The sequence below is a fragment of the Shewanella litorisediminis genome (assembly GCF_016834455.1).
GTDB lineage: Bacteria > Pseudomonadota > Gammaproteobacteria > Enterobacterales > Shewanellaceae > Shewanella > Shewanella litorisediminis.
This window is the reverse complement of sequence record NZ_CP069213.1, coordinates 1285532-1306457: the sequence shown is the minus strand read 5'-3', so window position 1 is coordinate 1306457 and position 20926 is coordinate 1285532. Positions and strand designations below refer to the sequence as shown.

The 20926-nt window shown below is 54.9% G+C and carries 16 protein-coding genes; 11 read left to right on the top strand and 5 right to left on the bottom strand.

What is annotated here, in order from left to right; genetic code table 11:
- Nucleotides 1–85 precede the first annotated feature (85 nt).
- Nucleotides 86–1009: an electron transfer flavoprotein subunit alpha/FixB family protein gene (locus JQC75_RS05740; protein WP_203326490.1), complete on the bottom strand. Its 924-nt coding sequence runs from the start codon at nucleotides 1007–1009 to the stop codon at nucleotides 86–88.
- A gap of 1 nt (nucleotide 1010) precedes the next feature.
- A complete protein-coding gene (locus tag JQC75_RS05735; RefSeq protein WP_203326489.1) occupies nucleotides 1011–1760 on the bottom strand; it encodes an electron transfer flavoprotein subunit beta/FixA family protein in 750 nt (249 codons plus the stop codon).
- A gap of 751 nt (nucleotides 1761–2511) precedes the next feature.
- Here JQC75_RS05735 and JQC75_RS05730 point away from each other — a divergent pair.
- From JQC75_RS05730 to JQC75_RS05690, 9 genes are all read left to right on the top strand, one after another.
- The gene (locus tag JQC75_RS05730; protein WP_203326488.1) at nucleotides 2512–2904 is read left to right on the top strand and encodes an H-NS histone family protein; all 393 of its coding nucleotides are present in this window, start codon (nucleotides 2512–2514) and stop codon (nucleotides 2902–2904) included.
- A gap of 144 nt (nucleotides 2905–3048) precedes the next feature.
- On the top strand, nucleotides 3049–6099 hold the full coding sequence (locus JQC75_RS05725) for an amidohydrolase family protein (RefSeq protein WP_203326487.1): 3051 nt from the start codon (nucleotides 3049–3051) through the stop codon (nucleotides 6097–6099).
- Nucleotides 6099–7358 carry an amidohydrolase family protein gene (locus tag JQC75_RS05720; protein WP_203326486.1) on the top strand — a complete coding sequence of 420 codons (1260 nt, stop codon included), beginning with the start codon at nucleotides 6099–6101 and terminating at the stop codon, nucleotides 7356–7358. The genes JQC75_RS05725 and JQC75_RS05720 overlap by 1 nt, the downstream gene beginning before the upstream one ends.
- A gap of 60 nt (nucleotides 7359–7418) precedes the next feature.
- A complete protein-coding gene (gene rcsF, locus JQC75_RS05715; RefSeq protein ID WP_380797291.1) occupies nucleotides 7419–7817 on the top strand; it encodes an Rcs stress response system protein RcsF in 399 nt (132 codons plus the stop codon).
- Between the two features lie 3 nt (nucleotides 7818–7820).
- A complete protein-coding gene (gene tsaA / locus JQC75_RS05710; RefSeq protein WP_203326485.1) occupies nucleotides 7821–8558 on the top strand; it encodes a tRNA (N6-threonylcarbamoyladenosine(37)-N6)-methyltransferase TrmO in 738 nt (245 codons plus the stop codon).
- Nucleotides 8548–9162, top strand: coding sequence for an acyltransferase (locus JQC75_RS05705; protein WP_203326484.1), 615 nt, complete (start codon nucleotides 8548–8550; stop codon nucleotides 9160–9162). The genes tsaA and JQC75_RS05705 overlap by 11 nt, the downstream gene beginning before the upstream one ends.
- A 19-nt stretch (nucleotides 9163–9181) precedes the next feature.
- The gene (locus tag JQC75_RS05700) at nucleotides 9182–10495 is read left to right on the top strand and encodes a GGDEF domain-containing protein (protein ID WP_203326483.1); all 1314 of its coding nucleotides are present in this window, start codon (nucleotides 9182–9184) and stop codon (nucleotides 10493–10495) included.
- A gap of 115 nt (nucleotides 10496–10610) precedes the next feature.
- Nucleotides 10611–12329: a proline--tRNA ligase gene (locus JQC75_RS05695; protein ID WP_203326482.1), complete on the top strand. Its 1719-nt coding sequence runs from the start codon at nucleotides 10611–10613 to the stop codon at nucleotides 12327–12329.
- Between the two features lie 130 nt (nucleotides 12330–12459).
- Nucleotides 12460–13584 carry a patatin-like phospholipase family protein gene (locus JQC75_RS05690; protein ID WP_203326481.1) on the top strand — a complete coding sequence of 375 codons (1125 nt, stop codon included), beginning with the start codon at nucleotides 12460–12462 and terminating at the stop codon, nucleotides 13582–13584.
- 66 nt (nucleotides 13585–13650) lie between these two features.
- Here JQC75_RS05690 and JQC75_RS05685 read toward each other — a convergent pair whose 3' ends face one another.
- Entirely contained in the window at nucleotides 13651–15600 is a 1950-nt protein-coding gene (locus JQC75_RS05685; protein WP_203326480.1) for a monovalent cation:proton antiporter family protein, read from the bottom strand.
- A gap of 157 nt (nucleotides 15601–15757) precedes the next feature.
- Between JQC75_RS05685 and dgcS the strand changes: the two genes are divergently transcribed.
- Nucleotides 15758–16669: a diguanylate cyclase DgcS gene (gene dgcS / locus JQC75_RS05680; RefSeq protein WP_203326479.1), complete on the top strand. Its 912-nt coding sequence runs from the start codon at nucleotides 15758–15760 to the stop codon at nucleotides 16667–16669.
- A gap of 53 nt (nucleotides 16670–16722) precedes the next feature.
- Here dgcS and JQC75_RS05675 read toward each other — a convergent pair whose 3' ends face one another.
- The gene (locus tag JQC75_RS05675) at nucleotides 16723–18174 is read right to left on the bottom strand and encodes a RimK family protein (protein ID WP_203326478.1); all 1452 of its coding nucleotides are present in this window, start codon (nucleotides 18172–18174) and stop codon (nucleotides 16723–16725) included.
- 67 nt (nucleotides 18175–18241) lie between these two features.
- Here JQC75_RS05675 and JQC75_RS05670 point away from each other — a divergent pair, with 67 nt between their 5' ends.
- Nucleotides 18242–19339: a GNAT family N-acetyltransferase/peptidase C39 family protein gene (locus JQC75_RS05670; protein ID WP_239002090.1), complete on the top strand. Its 1098-nt coding sequence runs from the start codon at nucleotides 18242–18244 to the stop codon at nucleotides 19337–19339.
- 59 nt (nucleotides 19340–19398) lie between these two features.
- Here JQC75_RS05670 and tilS read toward each other — a convergent pair whose 3' ends face one another.
- Nucleotides 19399–20919, bottom strand: a complete 1521-nt coding sequence (gene tilS, locus JQC75_RS05665) for a tRNA lysidine(34) synthetase TilS (RefSeq protein WP_203326477.1) — start codon at nucleotides 20917–20919, stop codon at nucleotides 19399–19401.
- Nucleotides 20920–20926 lie beyond the last annotated feature (7 nt).

The following is a 20926-nucleotide window of genomic DNA, read 5'->3' as shown; positions in this document are numbered from 1 at the left end:
CTGTGTGCAGGCGTGCGGCACATAAAAACACAAGCGGCCCGGGGGAAGCTACCCCCAGGCCGCATATCGTGACCAAGATCACAAATTAAAGCAAGTCTATCAGCTTTGGCACTGCCTCAAACAGGTCAGCTTCCAGGGCATAATCCGCCACCTGGAAGATAGGTGCTTCAGGGTCTTTGTTGATGGCAACAATCACCTTGGAGTCTTTCATACCCGCCAGATGCTGGATGGCACCGGAAATGCCCACGGCAATATACAGCTGTGGCGCCACAATCTTACCGGTTTGACCTACCTGCAGATCGTTGGGCACAAAGCCTGCGTCAACCGCAGCGCGGGATGCACCCACGGCGGCGCCGAGTTTGTCGGCCAGCTTTTCCAGCAGCGCGAAGTTTTCACCACTGCCCATACCACGGCCACCGGAGACGATAATACCGGCATTACCGAGTTCAGGGCGCTCAGAGACAGTCAGCTCCTGAGATACAAAGGCGCTCTTTGCGGTAAAGACTTTGTCCAGCGCTTCCACCGGGGCGCTGCCACCGTTGGCGGCGGCATCGAAGGCGCTTGGACGAACGGTCATCACCTTCTTGTCATCCAGGCTCTCCACGGTTGCCATGGCGTTACCGGCATAGATGGGGCGCACAAAGGTATTGGCATCAACCACTTTTACCACTTCAGACAGCTGAGCCACATCGAGCAGCGCCGCTACACGTGGCAGCGCATCTTTACCCATTGAGCTGGCGGCGGCCAGAATGTGACTGTAACCGGCGGCCAAATCCAGCATCAGCGCGGCCAGGTTTTCACCCAGATGTGCAGCATAAGCGGCATTGTCGGCAACCAACACCTTGGAAACACCATCGATGGCGGCAGCAGCATCTGCCACAGCACCACAGTTGTGACCGGCAACCAGCAGGTGAATATCACCACCGATGGCCTTGGCGGCACTCACAACCTTGGCGGTATCCAGTTTCAGGCTGGCGTTATCATGTTCTGCAAGGACGAGAATGCTCATATCAGATCACCTTTGCTTCGTTTTTCAGTTTTTCCACCAGCTCTTCAACAGAAGACACCTTGATACCGGCCTGACGGGTTGCAGGCGCCGCCACACTGAGCAGCTTTTGATGCTGTTTCAGGGTGACACCCAGATCAGCAGGGCTCAGGGTGTCGAGGGGTTTGCGCTTGGCTTTCATGATATCGGGCAGCTTGGCATAGCGTGGCTCATTGAGGCGCAGATCCGAGGTCACAATGGCAGGCATTGGCAGGCGCACAGTTTGCAGACCACCATCCACTTCGCGGGTGACCAGCAGTTCACCACCTTCCACTACCACCTTGGAGGCAAAGGTAGCCTGAGGTGCATCCATCAGCGCGGCCAGCATCTGACCGGTTTGGTTATTGTCACCGTCGATGGACTGTTTACCCAGCAGCACAAGCTGTGCCTGCTCTTTGTCCTGAACGGCTTTAAGAATTTTGGCAATGGAAATGGCAGGCAGGTTGTCGTCGGCCTCGACGTGAATGCCGCGGTCGGCGCCCAGGGCCATGGCGGTGCGCATTTGCTCCTGCACTGCCTTGCTGCCCACACTCACCACCACGATTTCGCTGGCATGGCCCGCTTCTTTGAGGCGAACTGCTTCTTCAACGGCAATTTCACAAAAAGGGTTAATCGCCATCTTGAGGTTAGCCGTGTCCACGTCTGTGTTATCGGCCTTCACCCTCACCTTCACGTTGGCATCGACAACGCGCTTTACAGGCACCAGTATCTTCATAGGGTTTCCTTCCTGCACCTTCTTTAGTTGGGGAAGTGACGCTTGCCACTGTTTACAGGTAAGCATCACACAATAGCGCAACTTTAAGTGCTGTTAACGTAAACGTCAACCTGTCTCAAACGAGCGTTTGCGAGTTTCATTGGCTTGTCACTGGCCAGATTTATGAACATGCCGAATGTCTGCCGCTACTCTGCTTACTGTCGCATCAACCACAATGTCCATGGCGTGGACCTTTGACAGCCCGATACTGAAGCGAGAGGCAACCGTCTGTTGTGCGAACCATATAACAAAAGGTGATGTGCCCAATAGCTCGGTCTCACACAGAGTCCTGCCTGCAGTACTGAGATAGGACAATATGCCGGGAGGAATTGAATTTTATGACAATGGTGCAGTGAAACGTCGAGTAATGAATACAAAAGAGAAATAACCTCTGACTGGGCAACTATCCCGCATGCTTTGGTGCAATACGACTTTAGGGTTATCGGAGCTTATCTTTTCTGATAAAAGCGTCTTCATAACCCATAAGTATATTGGTTGGACCATGATGTCAGCTGAGTTCCCGAACTGACCGTTTTCAAAGTGAAACCGTGCTGCGGATTGACCAAAGACGCATTTTGCAGCAAAAAATAATCCTTTTGACAGTTATCACTTAATAATTTTGGTTTTTTAATTGCAGATCGAATTATTTATTTCTATTATTTCCTTCGATGTAAAAATTACCTTGTTATTTAAATTGGGAAGCGAGTTTACCATGAGCGAATTCCTCGAAATTTTGACCCACGGTCGTCGTCTGAAAGCAGCTGTTAAAGATTTGTCTTTGGATGAACTGCGTGATCTTGGCGCCAAACTCGAAAAAATCATTGTCGAGCGCGAAGCTGAAGCCGAAGAAGAATTGAAAGCCAACGCAGAACGTATCGCCAAAATTGAAGAAATCCGCAAGCAGATGGCTGAAATTGGTCTGTCTGTTGAAGATTTGGGTGTGACTGCAGCCAAACCTGCCGCCAAAAAGCGCGCTCCTCGTCCTGCCAAATATAAGATTGTGGTAGAGGGTGAAGAAATCACCTGGACCGGTCAGGGCCGTATGCCAACCGTATTCAAGAACGCCATTGAAGGTGGCGCTTCTATGGATGACTTCCTTATCTAAGCCGTCATCAAATAAAAAGGCCGATACACATCGGCCTTTTTTATTTCTGTCTAAAACCTTTTTACATTTCTGTTCTGCCATTCTGCCACGAATTCCGCTAACCTCTCAGTTACTTTTGCCCAAAATAACTGCGACGCTTTCATAATGATAAATAACAATAATTTGGCAATGCTGCTGATAGGTTTGACGCTTTTCCCCATTGGCAGCCACGCAAAAACATTACTCACCTCAGACCCAACTCCGCTGATTGCACTGCAGGGCGCCAAATTACACCTGGCGCCGGGGCAAACCCTGGAAAAGGGTACATTGCTGATTGAAGGCAACCGTATTAAAGGGGTACTGACCGGAAACGACATTCCTGCTGGAGCACGGATTGTAGAAATGGCCGGCTTGGATATCTATCCCGGATTTATCGACCCCTTTACCCAATATGGCATTAGCTTTGAGTATCCCACCGAAACCAAAAGTACACCGGTATACGAAATAAAACGTATTGGGGGGAATGCTGCCAATGGTGCAGTGCACGCTGAGAAACAATGGGCCCACTTTTTCGCCCCCGATAAGGATGCCGCATCAAGCTGGATAAATAATGGCTTTACCAGCGTGCAGTCGGCCAAATTAGACGGGATTTTCCGTGGCCAGGGCGTCCATGTTTCTCTGGCCGATAAAATTGCCAACGACCTGGTGTATCGCGCCCAGGCCAACCATTATCTCTCGTTCGATAAAGGCAGCTCTACTCAGGATTATCCAAGCTCACTGATGGGCGCCATCGCGCTTATCCGCCAAACCCTGATGGATGCGGCCTGGTATAGTGAAAATCGCAGTAAACTCTCAGCTGCGGCCACCCCGGGTCAGCTGGAATTCAACGCAGCCCTGCAGGGGCTTGGCAATACCCAGGAGCATTATTTCGTTTTTGATACGCCCGATCTGAATAATCAGCAGCGCGCATCGGGTTTAATGAGTGAATTCAAGTTAAAAGGCGCTTTATTGGGAAATGGCCGTGAATATGCCCGGATTGATGAAATAAAAGCAAAAGGTTACCCGCTGATATTGCCACTCAACTTTCCGGCAGCACCGGATGTCAGCCAGCCCGGAACAGAATATCAGCTTAAACTGGCAGATTTACGCCACTGGGAAAGAGCCGCCGGTAACGGCCAGGCCCTGGAGCAAGCCGGTATTGGCTTTGCGCTGACCCTTCATGGTATCGAAGACAAAAAAGATTTCTGGCCACGATTGCAAAAAGCCATTAAAGCCGGTCTGAGTGAACAAACCGCACTGGCGGCACTTACCACCCAGGCAGCCACCATTGCCGGTGTCGCCGACACAGCCGGTAAGCTGAGCCCGGGTTTTGTGGCAGATCTTGCCATTTATCAGGGCAATCCCTTCAGCGACGGAAAGCTGGTGAGCGTGTTTTTGCAGGGGCAGGAAAAAGTCATCATCCCGCGGGAGCAGCTCGCCGTTACCGGCAGTTACACAGTGACCATCAACGACCAAGCGGTGCCGCTCGAGGTCACCTATGAGCAAGGGCTGAAACTCAAGGTCGAGGACAAGTCCGCGCCATTAACAGGCACCGGAACTGAGCTCAATACCCGCATCGAACTGCCCGGATTTGAAGGCAAGCCCAGACTCACTCTGGATTTACCTGCGCTGAAGGCTGTTGCCTATAGCGGCGATGGCACCCAGACCCCGTTGACGCTGAAAAAAGTAGATAACGAAAGTCGCGCCGACAACACGCCAGCAGCATCCGAGTCCATTAGCTACGTGGGTAAACTCACCTCCCCCAACGTGGCCTTTGGCCGAGAGTCTTTACCCGAGCAAGACAAGGTACATATTCAGGGGGCAACAGTCTGGACCTCTGAGTCACAGGGCGTGCTTGAAAACGCCGATATCATCATCAGCAAGGGCAAAATCCTTTCCATCGGCACTGACTTGATGACGCCCCCAGGCTACCAGCGCATCGACGGCACAGGCAAACATGTGACAGCCGGTATCGTGGATGAGCACTCGCATATTGCCCTCAATGGCGGCACCAACGAAGGCACAGATGCGGTCACCTCAGAAGTCCGTATCGGCGATGTCCTTGACCCTGAAGACGTGTCGCTTTACCGCTCCCTCGCAGGGGGCGTGACTACTGCTCAGCTCCTTCACGGCAGCGCCAATCCCATTGGGGGTCAGAGTCAGTTGATTAAACTGCGTTGGGGGGTGAATGCCGAAGGCCTTAAGTATCAGGGAGCCCCGGCCAGCATCAAGTTCGCCCTCGGTGAAAACGTCAAACAGAGCAACTGGGGAGATGACTTCACCATACGTTTCCCCCAAAGTCGTATGGGCGTTGAGTCTGTGATGGCCGATGCCTTCGATGCCGCCCGTGAATACCAGCGCGATATCAAGGCCTACAATGCCCTGGATAAACGCCGCCGGGCCGAGCGTGTCAGCCCCCGACCCAATCTCAGACTCGAGGCGGTGGCAGAGGTGCTGGACAAAGAGCGCGACGTCCATATTCACTCCTACGTACAGTCAGAGATCCTGATGTTCCTTCGGCTCGCCGAAACCTACGGCTTTAAGGTGAAGGCCTTTACCCATGTGCTCGAAGGGTACAAGGTGGCCAAAGAACTCGCCGCCCATGGCGCCGGCGCTTCCACCTTCTCCGATTGGTGGGCCTATAAGTTTGAGGTGTACGACGCCATAGTGCAGAACGCCTGTCTGATGCATCAGGCCGGGGTACTGACCAGCCTCAATTCCGACAGCTTTGAGATGCAGCGCCGTCTCAATCAGGAAGCGGCCAAGTCGATGATGTACTGCGACATGTCTGCCGAAGATGCCTGGAAGATGATCACCATTAACCCCGCCAGGCAACTGGGTATTGATAAAGATACCGGGTCACTCAAGGAGGGCAAGGTGGCCGATCTGGTACTCTGGGACACCAATCCGCTGTCTGTCTACGCCCGCACAGAAGCCGTGTGGATTGATGGCAAGCGCTTCTACGACAGGGAAACCGACAAACAAATGCAGGCAGCCCAGGCGAGCGAACGCGAGGCGCTGGTGGCAAAAATTCTGTCACTGGATGAATCTGAAAAGGCCGGTGAACAGCCAGAACAAAAACAAGAGCCTTTATGGCATTGCGATAGCCACTATATCGCCTTTGGTACCCGCGCCACTTATCAGGGTGCCCAACATCAGCATCAAGGAGCACACTAATGAGAATCCTGACCCTATCCCTGCTCCTGACAAGCTTCTGCACCCTGGCCCACGATATGGTGCCGGGCACGGCGCAGCAGCAAGCCATCCTGTTTACCCACGCCACAGTGCATACCGCATCGAATGGGGTGCTTGAAAACACCAACGTGTTGGTGGAGAACGGCCGCATCAAGGCCATGGGCGAGCAAGTTCAGGCAGCCGATGCCAGAGTGATAGACGCCACCGGCAAACACCTCTATCCCGGACTGATTGCCCTGGATACCCAGGTGGGTATGGTAGAGATTGAGATGGTGCGCCCCACTGTGGACACCTATGACGTGGGGCTGAACAATGCCGAGCTTAAGGCTTCGGCGGTGTTTAATCCTGACTCCGAGATAATTCCTACCCTGCGCAAAAACGGCATCACACACGCGCAAATCGTGCCCCGTGGTGAGCTGCTTGCCGGGCAAAGCGCCCTGGTGAATCTCGACAGCTGGACAGTGGAAGATGCCTTGGTCAATACGCCCAAAGCACTGCACCTTTACTGGCCGGAGCTGGGTAATCTGCCGGTGAAAGAAGAGGAGCGCACCAAGGCGCTTACCAGCCACAGCGAAGCCCTGGCGCAAATCGATACCCTCTTCACCCAGGCCCGCGCCTTTGTCGCGCGCAAAGCCGCTGAGCCCGGCCTCACCCACAGGCGCTTTGAGGCCATGGCACCGCTTTTCAGCGGCGAAGCAAAGCTGTTCCTCCATGCCAATACCGCAGGCGCCATCGGCGAAGTGCTCGCCTTTATCGAAAAGTATCGACTCAAAGCCGTGTTGGTGGGTGGTTATGAGGCCTGGCACCACGGCGATGCCATTAAGGCCGCAGGCGTTGCCGTGGTGTACCCTTCGGTATTCAGTCTGCCCAGATACCGGGATGACAATATCGACGAAGCCTTCAGCATTCCGGCCCGCCTGGCGAATGCAGGTATCGATTTTGCCATTGGCTACAGCGGCGATTGGGATGCACGCAACCTGCCCTATGCCGCCGGCTACGCCGCCGCCCATGGCTTGTCGAAAGAGGCCGCGCTCAAAGCGGTAACCCTCAACGCCGCCCGTATTCTTGGGGTCTCCGATATGGGCGCCATCGAAGTGGGTTACAGAGCCAATCTGGTGCTGTCGGCCGGTGATATTCTCGACCCCCTCAGCAGCCGTATTGAGCGGGTATTTATCGATGGCCGTGAGATAACCCTGAAAACCCGCGCCGATCAGCTTTATCAAAAGTATCTGAAGCGATAGAATTTTGCCATTCAAGGCGGGGCAGGAATGTCCCCGCCCCGCTCCCGAAAGGATCCCATCATGAACCCACGCCCGTTGAAAACCGCCACAGCCTTGGCGGTCGCCCTGTTAATGTCTGCCTGTGCTTCTGATTACCAGTTTTCCAGCAACTTAGACCCCAAAGCCTTTAATGAGTATTTCAAGGCCGGTGAAGTGACGCTTTTTGAAGGCGAAAACCAACCCACAGGACGTTATGAAATCCTGGGTCTGGTGGATGGTGAAGCCTGCCAGGCAACACCACAGGACGTACCTGCAACCCTGGCAGATGCCCGCACCGATGCCAGACGCAAGGCTGCCGATAAGGGCGCCAACGGTCTTATCATCAAAAACTGCACCCTCATCACCGAGGCCGGTGGTGGCTGCGAAACCCGCAGTCTTTGTGTAGGACAGGCCATTCGTCAGGCTGTGCCCGCAAACTAAGCCATGAAAGCCTTTGAAAATACCATTCAGGCCGTGGCTGTTTGCCATACACCTTACCGGCAAAAATTCGGCATCCCACGACAGCCCGGGCTGGTAAATGCCCACGGGTTTGTGGAGCTGTTACCCCCCTTTAACGACCCCGACACAGTGCGCGGGCTAGAGCAATACTCCCACCTGTGGCTGCTGTTTTGCTTCCATGAAAACCTGGCCCAGGGCTGGAAAAATACCGTGCGGCCACCGCGCCTTGGCGGCAATGAAAAACTGGGCGTCTTTGCCACCCGCTCCACCTTTCGCCCCAATGGCATAGGCCAGTCGGTGGTGCGCCTGCATGGCATAGTCAAACGTAAAGGTAAATTGTGTCTTGAAATCAGCGGTATGGATTTACTTGATGGCACTCCCATTATAGATATCAAGCCCTACATTCCCTTCTCCGATGCCATTGTGGATGCCGAAGGCGGCATAGCACAGGACGCCCCGGTACTGATTGACGTGAGCTACAGCGAGCTTGCCACGGCGCAGATTGCCACCCTCAGCCAGGGGGATACGCGGCCGGATCTGGCGGCGCTGATTGACGGAGTGCTGGCCCAGGACCCGCGTCCGGCCTATAAAAAAGCCAAAGAGGATCCCAAGTTGTATCAGGTCGCCCTGTACGACCTGGACATCTTCTGGTGCATTCAGGACGGCAAGGCCCATGTGCTCGAGCTCAAACCCACCAAGGTTGGCGTGCCCCATGAAGGCTGATGATTTTCGAGAGCAACACAAAAAGCGGCTCTCCTGGATGCCCTGGCTGTATTTTTCATTGAAAGACAAACATAAAGCCTGGGCTCTGCCATGGCAGGCCGATATCCAGTCCAGGCTGATGCAACTGGAAACCGTACACATTGGCAACCGCTGTTTTGTGGCGCCGGAGGCCGAGCTCTTCGCCGAGCCCGGCCGCGATATCCGCATGGGAGACCAGTGTATGATAGCGGCGGGGGTGTTTATCCACGGTCCGGTTGATATGGGCGACGAAGTGGCCATCAATCACGGGAGCTCACTTGATGGCGGCCGTGTGGGCATCAAAATTGGCAACAGAACCCGCATCGCCAATAACGTTACCATCTATGCCTTTAATCATGGCATGCTACCCGGTGAGCCCATCTATACCCAAAAGGTCAGCTCCAAAGGCATTGTGATAGGTGAAGATGTGTGGATTGGCGCCCAGGCAGGCATTGTGGATGGCGTGACCATTGGCAATCATGCCGTGGTGGGTATGGGTGCTATAGTGACAAGGGACGTTGCGCCTTACAGCATAGTTGCAGGTAATCCAGCGCGGCCGATTGGCGACAGGCGCGACAAGAAGTAAACCAATCAAGGATGATGCAGTGAACAAGGATGAAAAGCTTGCCCAAATCCCCTCCTCCAAACCCTTGCCGGCCATGCGCAGGCGTTTGTGGCAAAGCTTTATGTGTATTGCCCTGCTTGGCATCCTCACGGGGATAGTTGCCTTAGGCGCAATCCATCAACAGGCCAGCGAGTTTACCCAAAGCCAGCTCAGTCAGGCTGAGTCACGTTACCTTATACGCGATGCCTTACTGCAGCAGTTGGGGCTGGAAAGCCTTGGCCGTGACTGGCACACCCTGCCTCCCACCTCGAGGTCGCAATTACTTGGCGAAATGCGCGCCCGGCAGCAGGGACTGGTCAGCGCCCTGGCTAACACACCCGGTACTGAGCGCGACATGGCCATTCGGGTGATGCAAGGGCTCACGAGCCTGCAACCTGAGGGGCAAAACATCCCTGTTATCGGGGGACTCGCTGAACTCAGCCGGGATTTAGCCATCAGGGTCAGCTCTCTGGATGTCGGCAAGGCGCAGCAACTGCTGACGGACATCGAAAAGCGTCGCTGGCAACTGACCATGACGGTGATGTTTTTATCGCTGCTGTGTATCCTGCTCACCCAGTTTCTGGCGTGGCATCTGCTGGGCAGGCATTTTATCCGCCCTCTGATAGAACTTGGCAGGCAGGTCGATAATCTCTCTGCCCATCGCAAAGACAGCACAACCATAGTGGAGCCGGCCAATCAGGAAGTGAAGGACATCTCAGAAAACCTGCGCCATATCCATCGTCAGCTGCAACATCAGCAACATAACCCCAATGTGGACCAGACCACAGGCCTCGCCTCACGCAGCGCGCTGAATCATCATTTACAGCAGGAATGGTTACGGGGCTTAAGACGCAACGAGCCCGTGTCGCTGTTGCTGTTAAGTGCCGATCCCGTGATGCTGCAACATGACCATGGGCTGGCTGAGCTGCCACACACCAGCCTGACGCAGCTGGTCAATATCGCGGTCGAACACACTGCCCGGGCGCAGGACTATTTGGCTCACTATGACGGCAATAAACTCGCCATAGTGCTGTCCTGCACCGACCTTGAGCAGGCCATTAAGCTGGCCCACCAGCTCTGCTACCGCGTCCATCAGGCACATATAGCGACGCCCATGCTGGCCACCCATCCCTGGGTCACTGTGTCAGTGGGCGTCGCCTCCCGCATCCCCCGCAGCACACACGGCTGGGATATACTGCTGCAGGAAGCGGAGGAAGCGCTGCTGCAGGCAAGGGCTCAGGGGGGAAATCAGGCCATGGTTGCACCCTGTCTTTTACCCGACAGCAGCTGGCTGGCCACCGCGGCAATTTATTGAGGCCACACCTGCGTCAAACTCACGTCTGGTCAGGGTTTTTGCTGCATGCTGAGCGTGACATCACGGATGCAGGTGATACAATGCAGGCCATTCTTTTCAACTATGGACACCGGGAATGCGAGTCAGCAAATACCTGCTATCGACACAGAAAGAAACCCCAGCCAATGCCGAGGTAGTCAGTCATCAACTCATGCTGCGGGCGGGCATGATCCGCCGCAATGCGTCAGGCTTATACAGCTACCTGCCCACAGGTTTGCGGGTACTGCGCAAAGTAGAAGCCATTGTTCGCGAAGAAATGAACAAGGCCGGCGCCATTGAGATCCTGATGCCCATGGTGCAACCGGGTGACTTGTGGGTCGAAACAGGTCGTTGGGACCAGTTTGGTCCTGAGCTTTTGCGCTTTACCGATCGCCACAACCGCGACTTCGTGCTCGGCCCGACCCACGAAGAAGTCATCACCGACCTTATTCGCAAGGAAGTGAGCTCGTACAAGCAGCTGCCACTGAACCTGTACCAAATCCAGACCAAGTTCCGTGACGAAGTACGCCCACGTTTCGGCGTGATGCGCTCACGTGAGTTCCTGATGAAGGATGCCTACTCCTTCCACCTGACTCAGGAAACCCTGGACGAAACTTATCAGGCCATGTACACCGCCTACAGCAACATTTTCAGTCGCATGGGACTGGCATTCCGCCCCGTGCTGGCCGATACAGGCTCCATCGGTGGCAGCGTGTCCCACGAATTCCACGTGCTGGCCCAGAGCGGTGAAGACCTGATTGCCTACTCCACCGGCAGCGATTACGCCGCCAACATCGAGAAGGCCGAAGCCCCGCTGCCAACCGAGCCCCGCGCCGCCGCCACTGAGGCCCTGCGCACCGTGGACACCCCCAATGCCAAGACCATTGCCGAGCTGGTCGAGCAATTTGGCGTGGCCATTGAAAAGACTATCAAGACATTGATTGTCAAAGGTGCCACCGAAGAAGCGCCACTGGTTGCCCTTCTGGTACGTGGCGACCACGAACTGAACGAAGTCAAGGCCGACAAACTGGAGCTGGTTGCATCACCTCTGGAATTTGCCGGTGAAGCCGAAATCCGCGCCGCCGTGGGTGCTGGAACAGGCTCGATTGGTCCTGTTAATCTTAAGATGCCCATCATTGCTGACCACAGCGTATTGGTGATGAGCGACTTCGCCGCCGGTGCCAACGAAGATGGCAAGCACTTCTTCGGCATCAACTGGGAACGCGATCTGCCGCTGGTTCAGGGCGCTGATATCCGTAATGTGGTAGAAGGCGAAGCCACGCCTGATGGCAAGGGTGTTTATGCCTTCGCCCGTGGTATCGAAGTGGGTCACATCTTCCAGCTGGGTAACAAGTACTCAGAAGCCATGAACGCCACTGTGCTGGACGAAAATGGCAAGTCACAGATCATGCTGATGGGTTGCTATGGTGTGGGCGTAAGCCGCATCGTGGCTGCTGCCATCGAGCAGAACAATGACGACCGCGGCATTGTATGGCCCGAGGCTATTGCGCCTTTCACCGTGGGCATTCTGCCGATGAACATGCACAAATCTCACCGGGTAACCGACACCGCCGAAGCCCTGTACAAGGAGCTGACAGAGGCCGGTTTCGAAGTGCTGTTTGACGACCGTAAAGAGCGTCCCGGCGTGATGTTTGCCGATATGGAGCTGCTGGGCATACCTCACACTGTGGTCATCGGCGATCGCAATATAGACACGGGTGTCTATGAGTATAAAAACCGCCGTACCGGTGAAAAGAGCGAAGTGCCATTTGCAGAATTGGTGAGCTTCCTCAAAGCCCAGTTTCAGCAAGGCTAAGGCTTGAAACATGCAATAAAGGCACCCTTCGGGGTGCTTTTTTTTTTGCCCGTAGCATTGCCAACAGCGGCGGCAAACGGCTTTAATTAGCCTAGGGAAAGAGTTAACTATCAAGATATTGGAGAATGCCTTGCCGTCATCGACTGCGCTGGTTTTAGGGGGAGGTGGTGCCCGCGCCGCATATCAGGTGGGGGTGCTCAAGGCTATCGTACAGTTTTACCCCCGAAATCACGGCATCCCCTTTCGTATTGTCTGCGGCACGTCGGCGGGCGCAATCAATGGCACCTCCATTGCCACCCATGCGTCCTGTTTTCATTTGGGCGTCAGAAAGCTCGAATGGGTCTGGCGCCACTTTGAAACGTCCAAAGTCTATACCAGCTCAATCCCGGGAGTGATGAAGCATCTGGGCCGCATGACGCTAAAGGGCCTGCAACACGACAAGGTCAATACCGACGCGGGCAGTCTCTTGGACAATGAACCCTTAAGGCGCCTTTTAAATGAGCTTATCGATTTTGGACGCATTGACAGGAACATCCGCTCGGGGGCGCTGACAGCCCTGTCGATAGACACCTCCTGCTACAACAACTCCCGCTCTGTGACCTTTTTTCAGGCATCCAGAGACATAGACAATTGGTATCGTGCCAGACGCAGCGGCGAGCGCACCCGGCTAAACACCGAGCACCTGCTCGCAAGCGCCGCCATTCCCATGGTGTTCCCGTCCATCAAGCTCAAGCAAAATTATTACGGCGACGGCTCGGTGCACCAATTGGCGCCGCTGGCAAGCCCCATACACCTGGGGGCCGAACGTATTCTGGTGATAAACCTCGACAGCCCCCATAAGCAAGACACCCGCGAGCTTGAGCATCATCCGAAAACCGCCACCATCGCAGGCCATCTGCTCGACACCATCTTTTCGGACACGCTCAACAGCGACCTCGAGCGCCTTGAACGAATTAATAACACCCTGAAACTGATTCCGGCCGAAAGTCGGGACAGATTACAGCTCAAACCCATAAACACGCTGGTTATCAAGCCCAGTGAAGATCTCACTGTACTCGCTGCCCGTTATTATCGTGAAATGCCTTTCGCTATCAGAACCTTACTCGGGCTTATCGGCATCAACGAAGACTCAGATTCCAGTATTGTGTCCTATCTGCTGTTTGAAAAGGCCTACACCAGTGCCCTGATAGATCTCGGCTACCAGGATGCTATGTGTCAAATAGATGAAATAAGGGCATTTTTTAATATTACCTGACCTCCATCGAGGCAGGACTCGCAAGCGGTAAGCATGTGTTCAAAAAAGGTTGATGAGACAAAGAAATCATGAGCCTTGAAGCAACAGCGCCTCGGCTTTTTCCACCCTTCTGGGTTTACCCAGCAAAATCAACACGTCGCCGGCACGCAGCTGCCAATCTTCACTGGGATTGTCGAATTCTTCCCCCCCGCGACGAATGGCCCTGAGCTCGACCCTGAGTTTGGCCCAGGGAATATCACCAAGCCGCTGCCCCACCGCGTTCGCCCCCCTGGGCAGTGCCACCGCATGCAAAAGTTCCAGAGTAAAGTCGGTTTCTGTGCCGGAGAAAAAACCGTGCAGGTATTGATAATGATTGCGCCGCTCAAATTCGAGCCGTTTCAAAATACGGGTCAAGGGTACACCGCACTGATACAGCACCTGGCTGACCAGCATCAGGCTGCCCTCAAGGGTCTCGGGAATGACCTGGCTGGCACCGGCTTGCTCAAGCAGCTTAAGCTCCCTGTCATCCCGGGTGCGAACCAGAATCTTAGCAGTAGGTGCCAATGTCCGGCACAGGTGTATCACCTCATCAACCGCGCGGCTTTCACAGAAAGTGAGCACTATCATTTTGGCATGAGTGATACCGGCTTGCTTGAGAATGGCACGCTTGCAGGCATCGCCAAAATACACAGGCTCGCCGGCGCGTTTGGCTTCCTGCACCCGGGTGGGGTCAAGGTCCAGCGCCAAAAATGGCACAGCTTCGGCCTTTAAAAACCGGGCGATGGTTTGGCCAACACGGCCATAGCCCAGAATAAGCACCAGTTCAGTCCCTTCCTCTACCCTGGGGAGTTGAGGGTCGTCTTTCACCGAGGGTTTAAGCCCCTGAAGCCATTTGCTGATATTCACGGCATGGCGCACCAGAGTCGGCGCCAACGCCATGGAGATCACGGCAACCATCACCAGCACTGTGCTAACCTCGGGCTCCAGCAATTGATAATTCACCGCCAGTGCCAACACCACAAAGGAAAACTCCCCCACCTGCGCCAAAATAAGGGCCGACACGGAAGAGATACGGAAGGGCTCACCGGCGAGCTTCAGGAGTCCATGCACCACCAGCGCTTTACCACTGATAACAGCGAGCAACACCAGCAGGATTTGCCACCAGTAAGCCATCACTAACTGGAAATCCAGCAGCATGCCGATGGAGATAAAAAAGAGCCCCATCAGGAGATCCCGGAACGGCCTGATATCGGCCTCCAGCTGGCGCCGGTACTGACTCTCCCCGAGCAGCATGCCTGCCATAAAGGCACCCAGCGCCATAGAAAGCCCAAGCCATTGGGTAAAGGCACCTGTGAGCAGCGCTACCACCAGGGCAGACAGGACAAAGAGTTCATTGGAGCGGGAGCGCGCCACCTCATCAAACACCTTGGGCAGCGCCCATTTACCGAACGCCATCAATGCAATAAAGGCCACCGTGCCTTTGAGCAAGGCAAACAGCACATTGTGAAGCGCAAGGGTGCCATCTGCCTCGCCAAGCAAGGGCAGCAAAATCAGCAGAGGCACCACGGCCAAATCCTGAAACAGCAGCACGCTTACAGATAATTCGCCGTGACGGCGACGCAACCAGCCCTGTTCATTCAGGAGTTTGAGTACGATTGCTGTGGAAGAAAGCGCAATGGTTGAGCCAATGACCAATGCCTGAACCGACTGCTGGCCAAGGGCCATGGCAATCAGCATGGTGAGTAGGGTGGTGACCAGCACCTGAGCACTGCCAAGACCAAATACGGTGCGTCTCATGGCCCAGAGTTTTGGAACCGAAAATTCCAGCCCCAGGGTAAACATCAGCAGCACGACCCCAAGTTCCGCCACCGAATGCATCTGATGCTGACTGAACCAATCAAATCCACCGGGGCCGGCCACCACACCGGTAAGCAGATAAGCGAGTATGGCGGGCAACCCCAAACGTCTCAAGAGCGCGATGGCTGCGATGGCGATAAGCAGCATCAGCAAGATCTTGAGAAGTATGCCCTGTTCCATGAAGTTTCCTTGTCAAATTACCGGCACGGGAAATTTTGCACTGCCATAACAAAGATTAACTGAGTGACATACAAAGACAAATTTATTTAGCGGCTTTTACGGCACGTATTTTGCTTAATTCAAGCCAGATGAGTCCTGACCCGCCGGAGTAATAAATATGGACTTTGGTATTGCCGCACAAATATATCCCGATGATTACCACTTTGGCCTTAAAGCCAGCGTGGCCGACATCCATGATGGCCCCGATCAGCTTGCACTGGTTACCATAGTTCAGCAGCTCCATGCCAGCCTGGATCCCCGGACCGTTTTTGCCTGCTTTGGCAAAGTCCTGGGCCAGTATTTGCCGCTTGTCGGAGTTCAGGCCCAGTTTGCCGAGATACAGCTCAGCTGGGGCAAGCGCGTTGGGGTAAGTTTAAAGCGGCACCTCAATGCCGAGGCCTGCCGGGGTGCCGTGCTGGACTACCGTCTCGATACGCCCCTGACTCCGGCGCAAATCCGTATCCTGCAAACGCTGGAATCCATGCTGATCCAACCGCTGCTCAATGCCATTCAATATCAAAAGATGTCCGAGCAGGCCATGTTTGATCCCCTGACGGGCCTTGGAAACCGTAACTTTTATGGCCAGGCCATCAAGCATGCGGTTGCAAGGGCCGGGCGTCATCAGGACAAGTTATCCCTGATCATTCTGGATCTGGACAACTTCAAACAGCTCAACGACACCCACGGCCATCAGTTTGGAGATGCCGTGCTGCGGCAGTTTGGCGCACTGGTCAAGTCCGCCATCCGCAATACCGATCAGGCCTTTCGCATCGGCGGCGATGAGTTTGTGGTGTTGGTACGGGGCGAGCTGGACTCGGCAACTTTGCTGTGTGAGCGCATCTTAAGCAAACTGGCCAAAGGCAGTTTCTTTTGCCGCAACCGTATTCACACCAGCCTTGGCGCCGCAGAAATTCAGGCGGGAGAAAATCAGGACAATCTCTACGAACGGGCCGACAAGGCCTTGTACCAAGCCAAGGCCGCCGGCCGCAATTGCTATCGTCTCAGCCTTCAACACCCAGTCAAAAGCTGACAAAAAATTGACTGTGGTCGCCCAGGGATGGGCCAGCCTCTCACGCCTCGCGATTAAAAACCCCGCAATTGAATGCGTCGCAGGAATTCGGTCATCACCCTGTCGTACAGCAAATCCCCCAGGTATTTATCTTCCACACCATGATCCACACTGGGATTATCATTCACTTCAATTACATAGGCCTTGCCATTCACCTCTTTCAGGTCGACACCGTAAAAACCACTGCCAATTAAATTGGCGGCCTTAACGGCGGCATCCACCACCTGGCTGGGGACAGATTTCATGTCCAGGGCATCAAAGCCGCCACTGCTCACCCGTCCACTCTTATGGTGCTGGTATATTTGCCAGTGACCACGGCTCATATAGTAACGGCAGGCATAAATGGGCTGACGATTAAGCACCCCAATGCGCCAATCAAACTCGGTCGGCAGGTACTCCTGAGCCAGGATGAGGCTGCTGTGCTGGAAGATACGCATCGCTTCTGCTTCCAGCTGTGCCCGCTCTTTCACCTTGACGACACCGAGGGAAAAGGCGCCATCGGGCACCTTAAGCACCGCAGGCAAACCGATTTCGGCGATGAGCGCATCCTGCCAGCCTTCATCGGATGCTTTAAAAATCATGCTCTTGGGTGCAGGTACCTTGTGGCTTGCCAGGAGTTCAGATAAAAACACCTTGTTGGTGCACTTCATAATGGACTCGGGGTCATCCATCACAATGAGCCCCAGCTGCTCGGCGCTTTTGGCAAAACGATAGGTGAAGTTGCTGATGTTCGTAGTAGAGCGAATAAAGAGGCCGTCAAATTCCCCGAGCCTGGTGAGTTCATGCGGCCCAATCAGCTCAAGCTCCATCCCCAGCCTGTTGGCGGCCTTGATAAAGCGGTTCAGTGCCCCCTTGTTGGATGGCGGCATTTTTTCCCGCTCATCCACCAGCATTGCCATCTCGTAGCGAAACTTGCGTGAACGCCTTGGCTTACGCCACACCTTCTGTGAAAACACCTCCAGTGAGTTGGCAAAAGCATCTTGCTCAGCATCATTCAAAGCCTGATAGGGAAATGGCTGAATACTGTCGACCTGCCACTTATTCTGTAGCTTCACCAGTTTCACTTCCAGCACAGGCACGGTAAAACGTTCAAAGATCTTGCGGCCAATGCGTTCGAGGGCAGGAATATCGCAGTAGCCGAAAAACAGCTTGAAGCTGAGTTCGGTCAGGTCGGCACTCAGTTTTTCAAGCCCCCCCTGAGGCAAGCTGAAAAAACGGTCCTGAGACAAGTCGTTGATGGTCATGACCCTGGGCAAGACCCTGTGGCCACGGGCTTCGGCCAGCAGCGAGCAATAATAGCCGTTGGAGAGATAGTCGTAGTTGCGGCACAGGTTCAGCACCTGTACATTCTTGCTGTTGCCCCAGGCCCCCATAGCCAGATACTCGTTCACTGTCACCATCTGCTCGCTGGGCAGATAGGGGCGCCAGTCCTCTTTGTTGTCCGTCACTATCAACAGCTGCGCCATAATTGAACTTGCCTCCTGTCACTGAACTGGATTTAATGAGCCTATCCTATTGTGGATGGCCATCACCATGGAATATCGCCTCGCGACCCTTGCCCAACTCGACGCCCTTAATGCCCTCGAAAACAGCGCCTTCGAAGGAGACCGAATTTCGCCAAGGCAAATGCGCCGGTTTGTGCAATCGCCCCATGCCTGCCTGATGTTGGCCCTCGATGGCGACACAGTGGCGGCCTATGCGCTGGTACTGTTTCATCGTGGCACCCACCTTGCCAGGCTCTACTCGCTTGCGGTCAGCCCCGATTATCGCGGCAGGGGATTATCAAGGGAGCTTCTGACCCGGGTCGAGCAAATCACGGTGGAAAAAGGCTATATCACCTTACGCCTGGAGGTGCGAAATGACAATCTGGCCGCCCGCAATCTGTATCAAAAAATGGGCTATAAGGTGCTGAAATCCTTGGTGCATTATTACGACGATCTCGCCGATGGCGTCAGAATGCACAAACGATTGGAGCCGCCGGGGCCCAGCACTACCCTGCCAATGCCACTTTATGTGCAAACCACCCCCTTCAGCTGTGGACCCGCTTGTCTGCAAATGGCGTTTGCCGCGCTGAGACCTTCTTTCCAGCCCAGCAGGCTCATGGAGCTGCAGCTCTGGCGCGAGGCCACCACCATCTATATGACCAGCGGCCATGGGGGCTGCAGCGCAGAAGGACTGGCTCTGGCGGCGGTGAATCGGGGCTTTGCTGTGACACTCTTCAGTCAGTCTCATACCATCCCCTTTATCGACAGTGTCAGGGATGAGAATAAAAAGGCCATTATCAGCCTGGTGCATGAGGATTTTGTTGGACAGCTGGCGCAGAAAGGCGTGAACGCCTTGCCCCGTGCGCCAACCCTGGAAGAGCTTGAGGGCTATTTACAGTGTGGTGCCGCTGTGCTTCTGCTTATCAGTACCTACCGTTTCAACGGTGAAAAAGGGCCGCACTGGATTGCGCTCAGTGGCTGCAACCCTGAGTACTTTTTCTTTCACGATCCCTTTGTCGAGCATCAAAAGGATGCGGTGTCCGCCGCCTATGTGCCCGTCAGCCGGGCAGAGCTGGCGAAAGTGATGGGATTTGGCCGCAAAAAACAAACCGCCTGTGTGGTGCTTTATCCCGACAAGCATCACTGACAGCGGTTCGAATCAGACCTGAGGTTTCAAACAGGAGACGTCAGCCGTACCTGGCAATGTCAGTCACGGGAAAGCCTGATGGTCATCCACGATTCACGGCCTTCTGGCGGCGTTCCGAGGGCCGAATTTTCAATCCATACCCCGACAGCGGCCACCAGAGATTGGTCGCAGCAGAGCATGGGGATGGATGTTCTGAGCCAGGGCGGCACGTCAAACTCCTGCCAGAGCTTCTTTAATTCCCGCCGCTTGCCGCGCCCCATGGGCCAGGCCTTGGTACTGCCGGGTAAACCATATACCAGGGTCAGGTCGCCTGTGAGTGCGCCTTGAGGCACTCTGGCTTGCCAACAACATCCGTCCAGCCCTTCATCCTCTGCGCCTGTTGGCAGCAGTTGCAGCTTACCCAAAGGCGTCGCAATCCCCTCAACCAAACTCTGCTGCGTGACTGGGATTTGTGTGGCAGACATTTGGGTGGCAGGCGTTTGGGTGGCAGGCGTTTGGGTGGCAGGTATTTGAGTGGCAGGTATTTGAGTGGCAGGTATTTGAGTGGCAGAGGATGGTGAATGACTGGCATTATCAGACTCAGTTTCGGCGTAAAGCCAGCCCTGAAATCGTCTTAAGCGGGTATTGCCAAACCGCAGGGAGACCGCGGCATCCGCTTTGGCGGCAAAGAGCTGATCCAATGCTTCTTCGAGCTGAACTTTTGAAGGGGGAGCAAGACTGGCAGCCTCCAGAAAGCCCCTGACCAGCTGAGCCTGCCATGCTGTTGAGCAGGCAGCGACTGGCTCCAATGCCAACCTGTAAACACCACTTAAAGGGCAATGGCTGATAAGCGGTGTCAGACGCTCACTGACCTCTTCATCCAGGAGCATTTGGGTTTGGGCGCACAGCTCGGCGCTGCGACTCACGGTGGCGCCTATGGCTCCCCAGCGGGATTTCAGTCGCGGAATAATGTCGGCTCGCAAAAAATTGCGGTCGAAACGGGTATCCTGATTGCTTTCATCTTCGATGTGGTTGAGTCCGAGCACAGATACAGCCTCTTCGAGAGATTCGCGGGACAAGCCCAAAAAAGGCCTTACCTGAAATGCGCCGCCTTCGAGGGGCTGCTGTTGCCCCATGGCCGCAAGCCCCTTGGGCCCGAGGCCCCGGGTAAGAGCCAGCAGCACGGTTTCCAGCTGGTCATCCTGATGATGGGCGGTAAGGAGAACGTCGCCTTCGCCCAAATGGGCCATTAAGGCAGCATATCTGGCGCTGCGGGCCTCGGCCTCCAGACTCAAACGGGCGCCTCGCTTTACCCTGACCTTTTCCTGCACAAAGTCCAGTCCATAGTGGGCTGCACTGCTCTCGCAGTGACGCGCCCAGACATCGGCATTCGGGCTTAAGCCATGATGCACATGCACCAGCAGACAGTGGGTGCCAGGATGGGTTTTCGCGTAATGGGAAAGGGCGCAGGCCAAAAGCTCTGAGTCCAGCCCGCCACTGTACCCCAGCACCAGTTTGGAAGGACTCAGGGCGGCAAGCGCCGCCTCGATTAATGAGACGAGCGAATCAAGCTTTGCAAGTGCCACTGACGAGCTTTGCATGCCCTTC

What these genes read in the sequence shown, in the direction of transcription:
- JQC75_RS05720 (WP_203326486.1), top strand. Translation starts at nt 6,099, where the DNA reads ATGAGAATCCTGACCCTATCCCTGCTCCTGACAAGCTTCTGCACCCTG.
- dgcS (WP_203326479.1), top strand. Translation starts at nt 15,758, where the DNA reads ATGGACTTTGGTATTGCCGCACAAATATATCCCGATGATTACCACTTT.
- JQC75_RS05730 (WP_203326488.1), top strand. Translation starts at nt 2,512, where the DNA reads ATGAGCGAATTCCTCGAAATTTTGACCCACGGTCGTCGTCTGAAAGCA.
- JQC75_RS05735 (WP_203326489.1), bottom strand. Translation starts at nt 1,760, where the DNA reads ATGAAGATACTGGTGCCTGTAAAGCGCGTTGTCGATGCCAACGTGAAG.
- JQC75_RS05740 (WP_203326490.1), bottom strand. Translation starts at nt 1,009, where the DNA reads ATGAGCATTCTCGTCCTTGCAGAACATGATAACGCCAGCCTGAAACTG.
- tsaA (WP_203326485.1), top strand. Translation starts at nt 7,821, where the DNA reads ATGAAAGCCTTTGAAAATACCATTCAGGCCGTGGCTGTTTGCCATACA.
- JQC75_RS05675 (WP_203326478.1), bottom strand. Translation starts at nt 18,174, where the DNA reads ATGGCGCAGCTGTTGATAGTGACGGACAACAAAGAGGACTGGCGCCCC.
- JQC75_RS05685 (WP_203326480.1), bottom strand. Translation starts at nt 15,600, where the DNA reads ATGGAACAGGGCATACTTCTCAAGATCTTGCTGATGCTGCTTATCGCC.
- rcsF (WP_380797291.1), top strand. Translation starts at nt 7,419, where the DNA reads ATGAACCCACGCCCGTTGAAAACCGCCACAGCCTTGGCGGTCGCCCTG.
- JQC75_RS05705 (WP_203326484.1), top strand. Translation starts at nt 8,548, where the DNA reads ATGAAGGCTGATGATTTTCGAGAGCAACACAAAAAGCGGCTCTCCTGG.
- JQC75_RS05725 (WP_203326487.1), top strand. Translation starts at nt 3,049, where the DNA reads ATGATAAATAACAATAATTTGGCAATGCTGCTGATAGGTTTGACGCTT.
- JQC75_RS05670 (WP_239002090.1), top strand. Translation starts at nt 18,242, where the DNA reads ATGGAATATCGCCTCGCGACCCTTGCCCAACTCGACGCCCTTAATGCC.
- tilS (WP_203326477.1), bottom strand. Translation starts at nt 20,919, where the DNA reads ATGCAAAGCTCGTCAGTGGCACTTGCAAAGCTTGATTCGCTCGTCTCA.
- JQC75_RS05695 (WP_203326482.1), top strand. Translation starts at nt 10,611, where the DNA reads ATGCGAGTCAGCAAATACCTGCTATCGACACAGAAAGAAACCCCAGCC.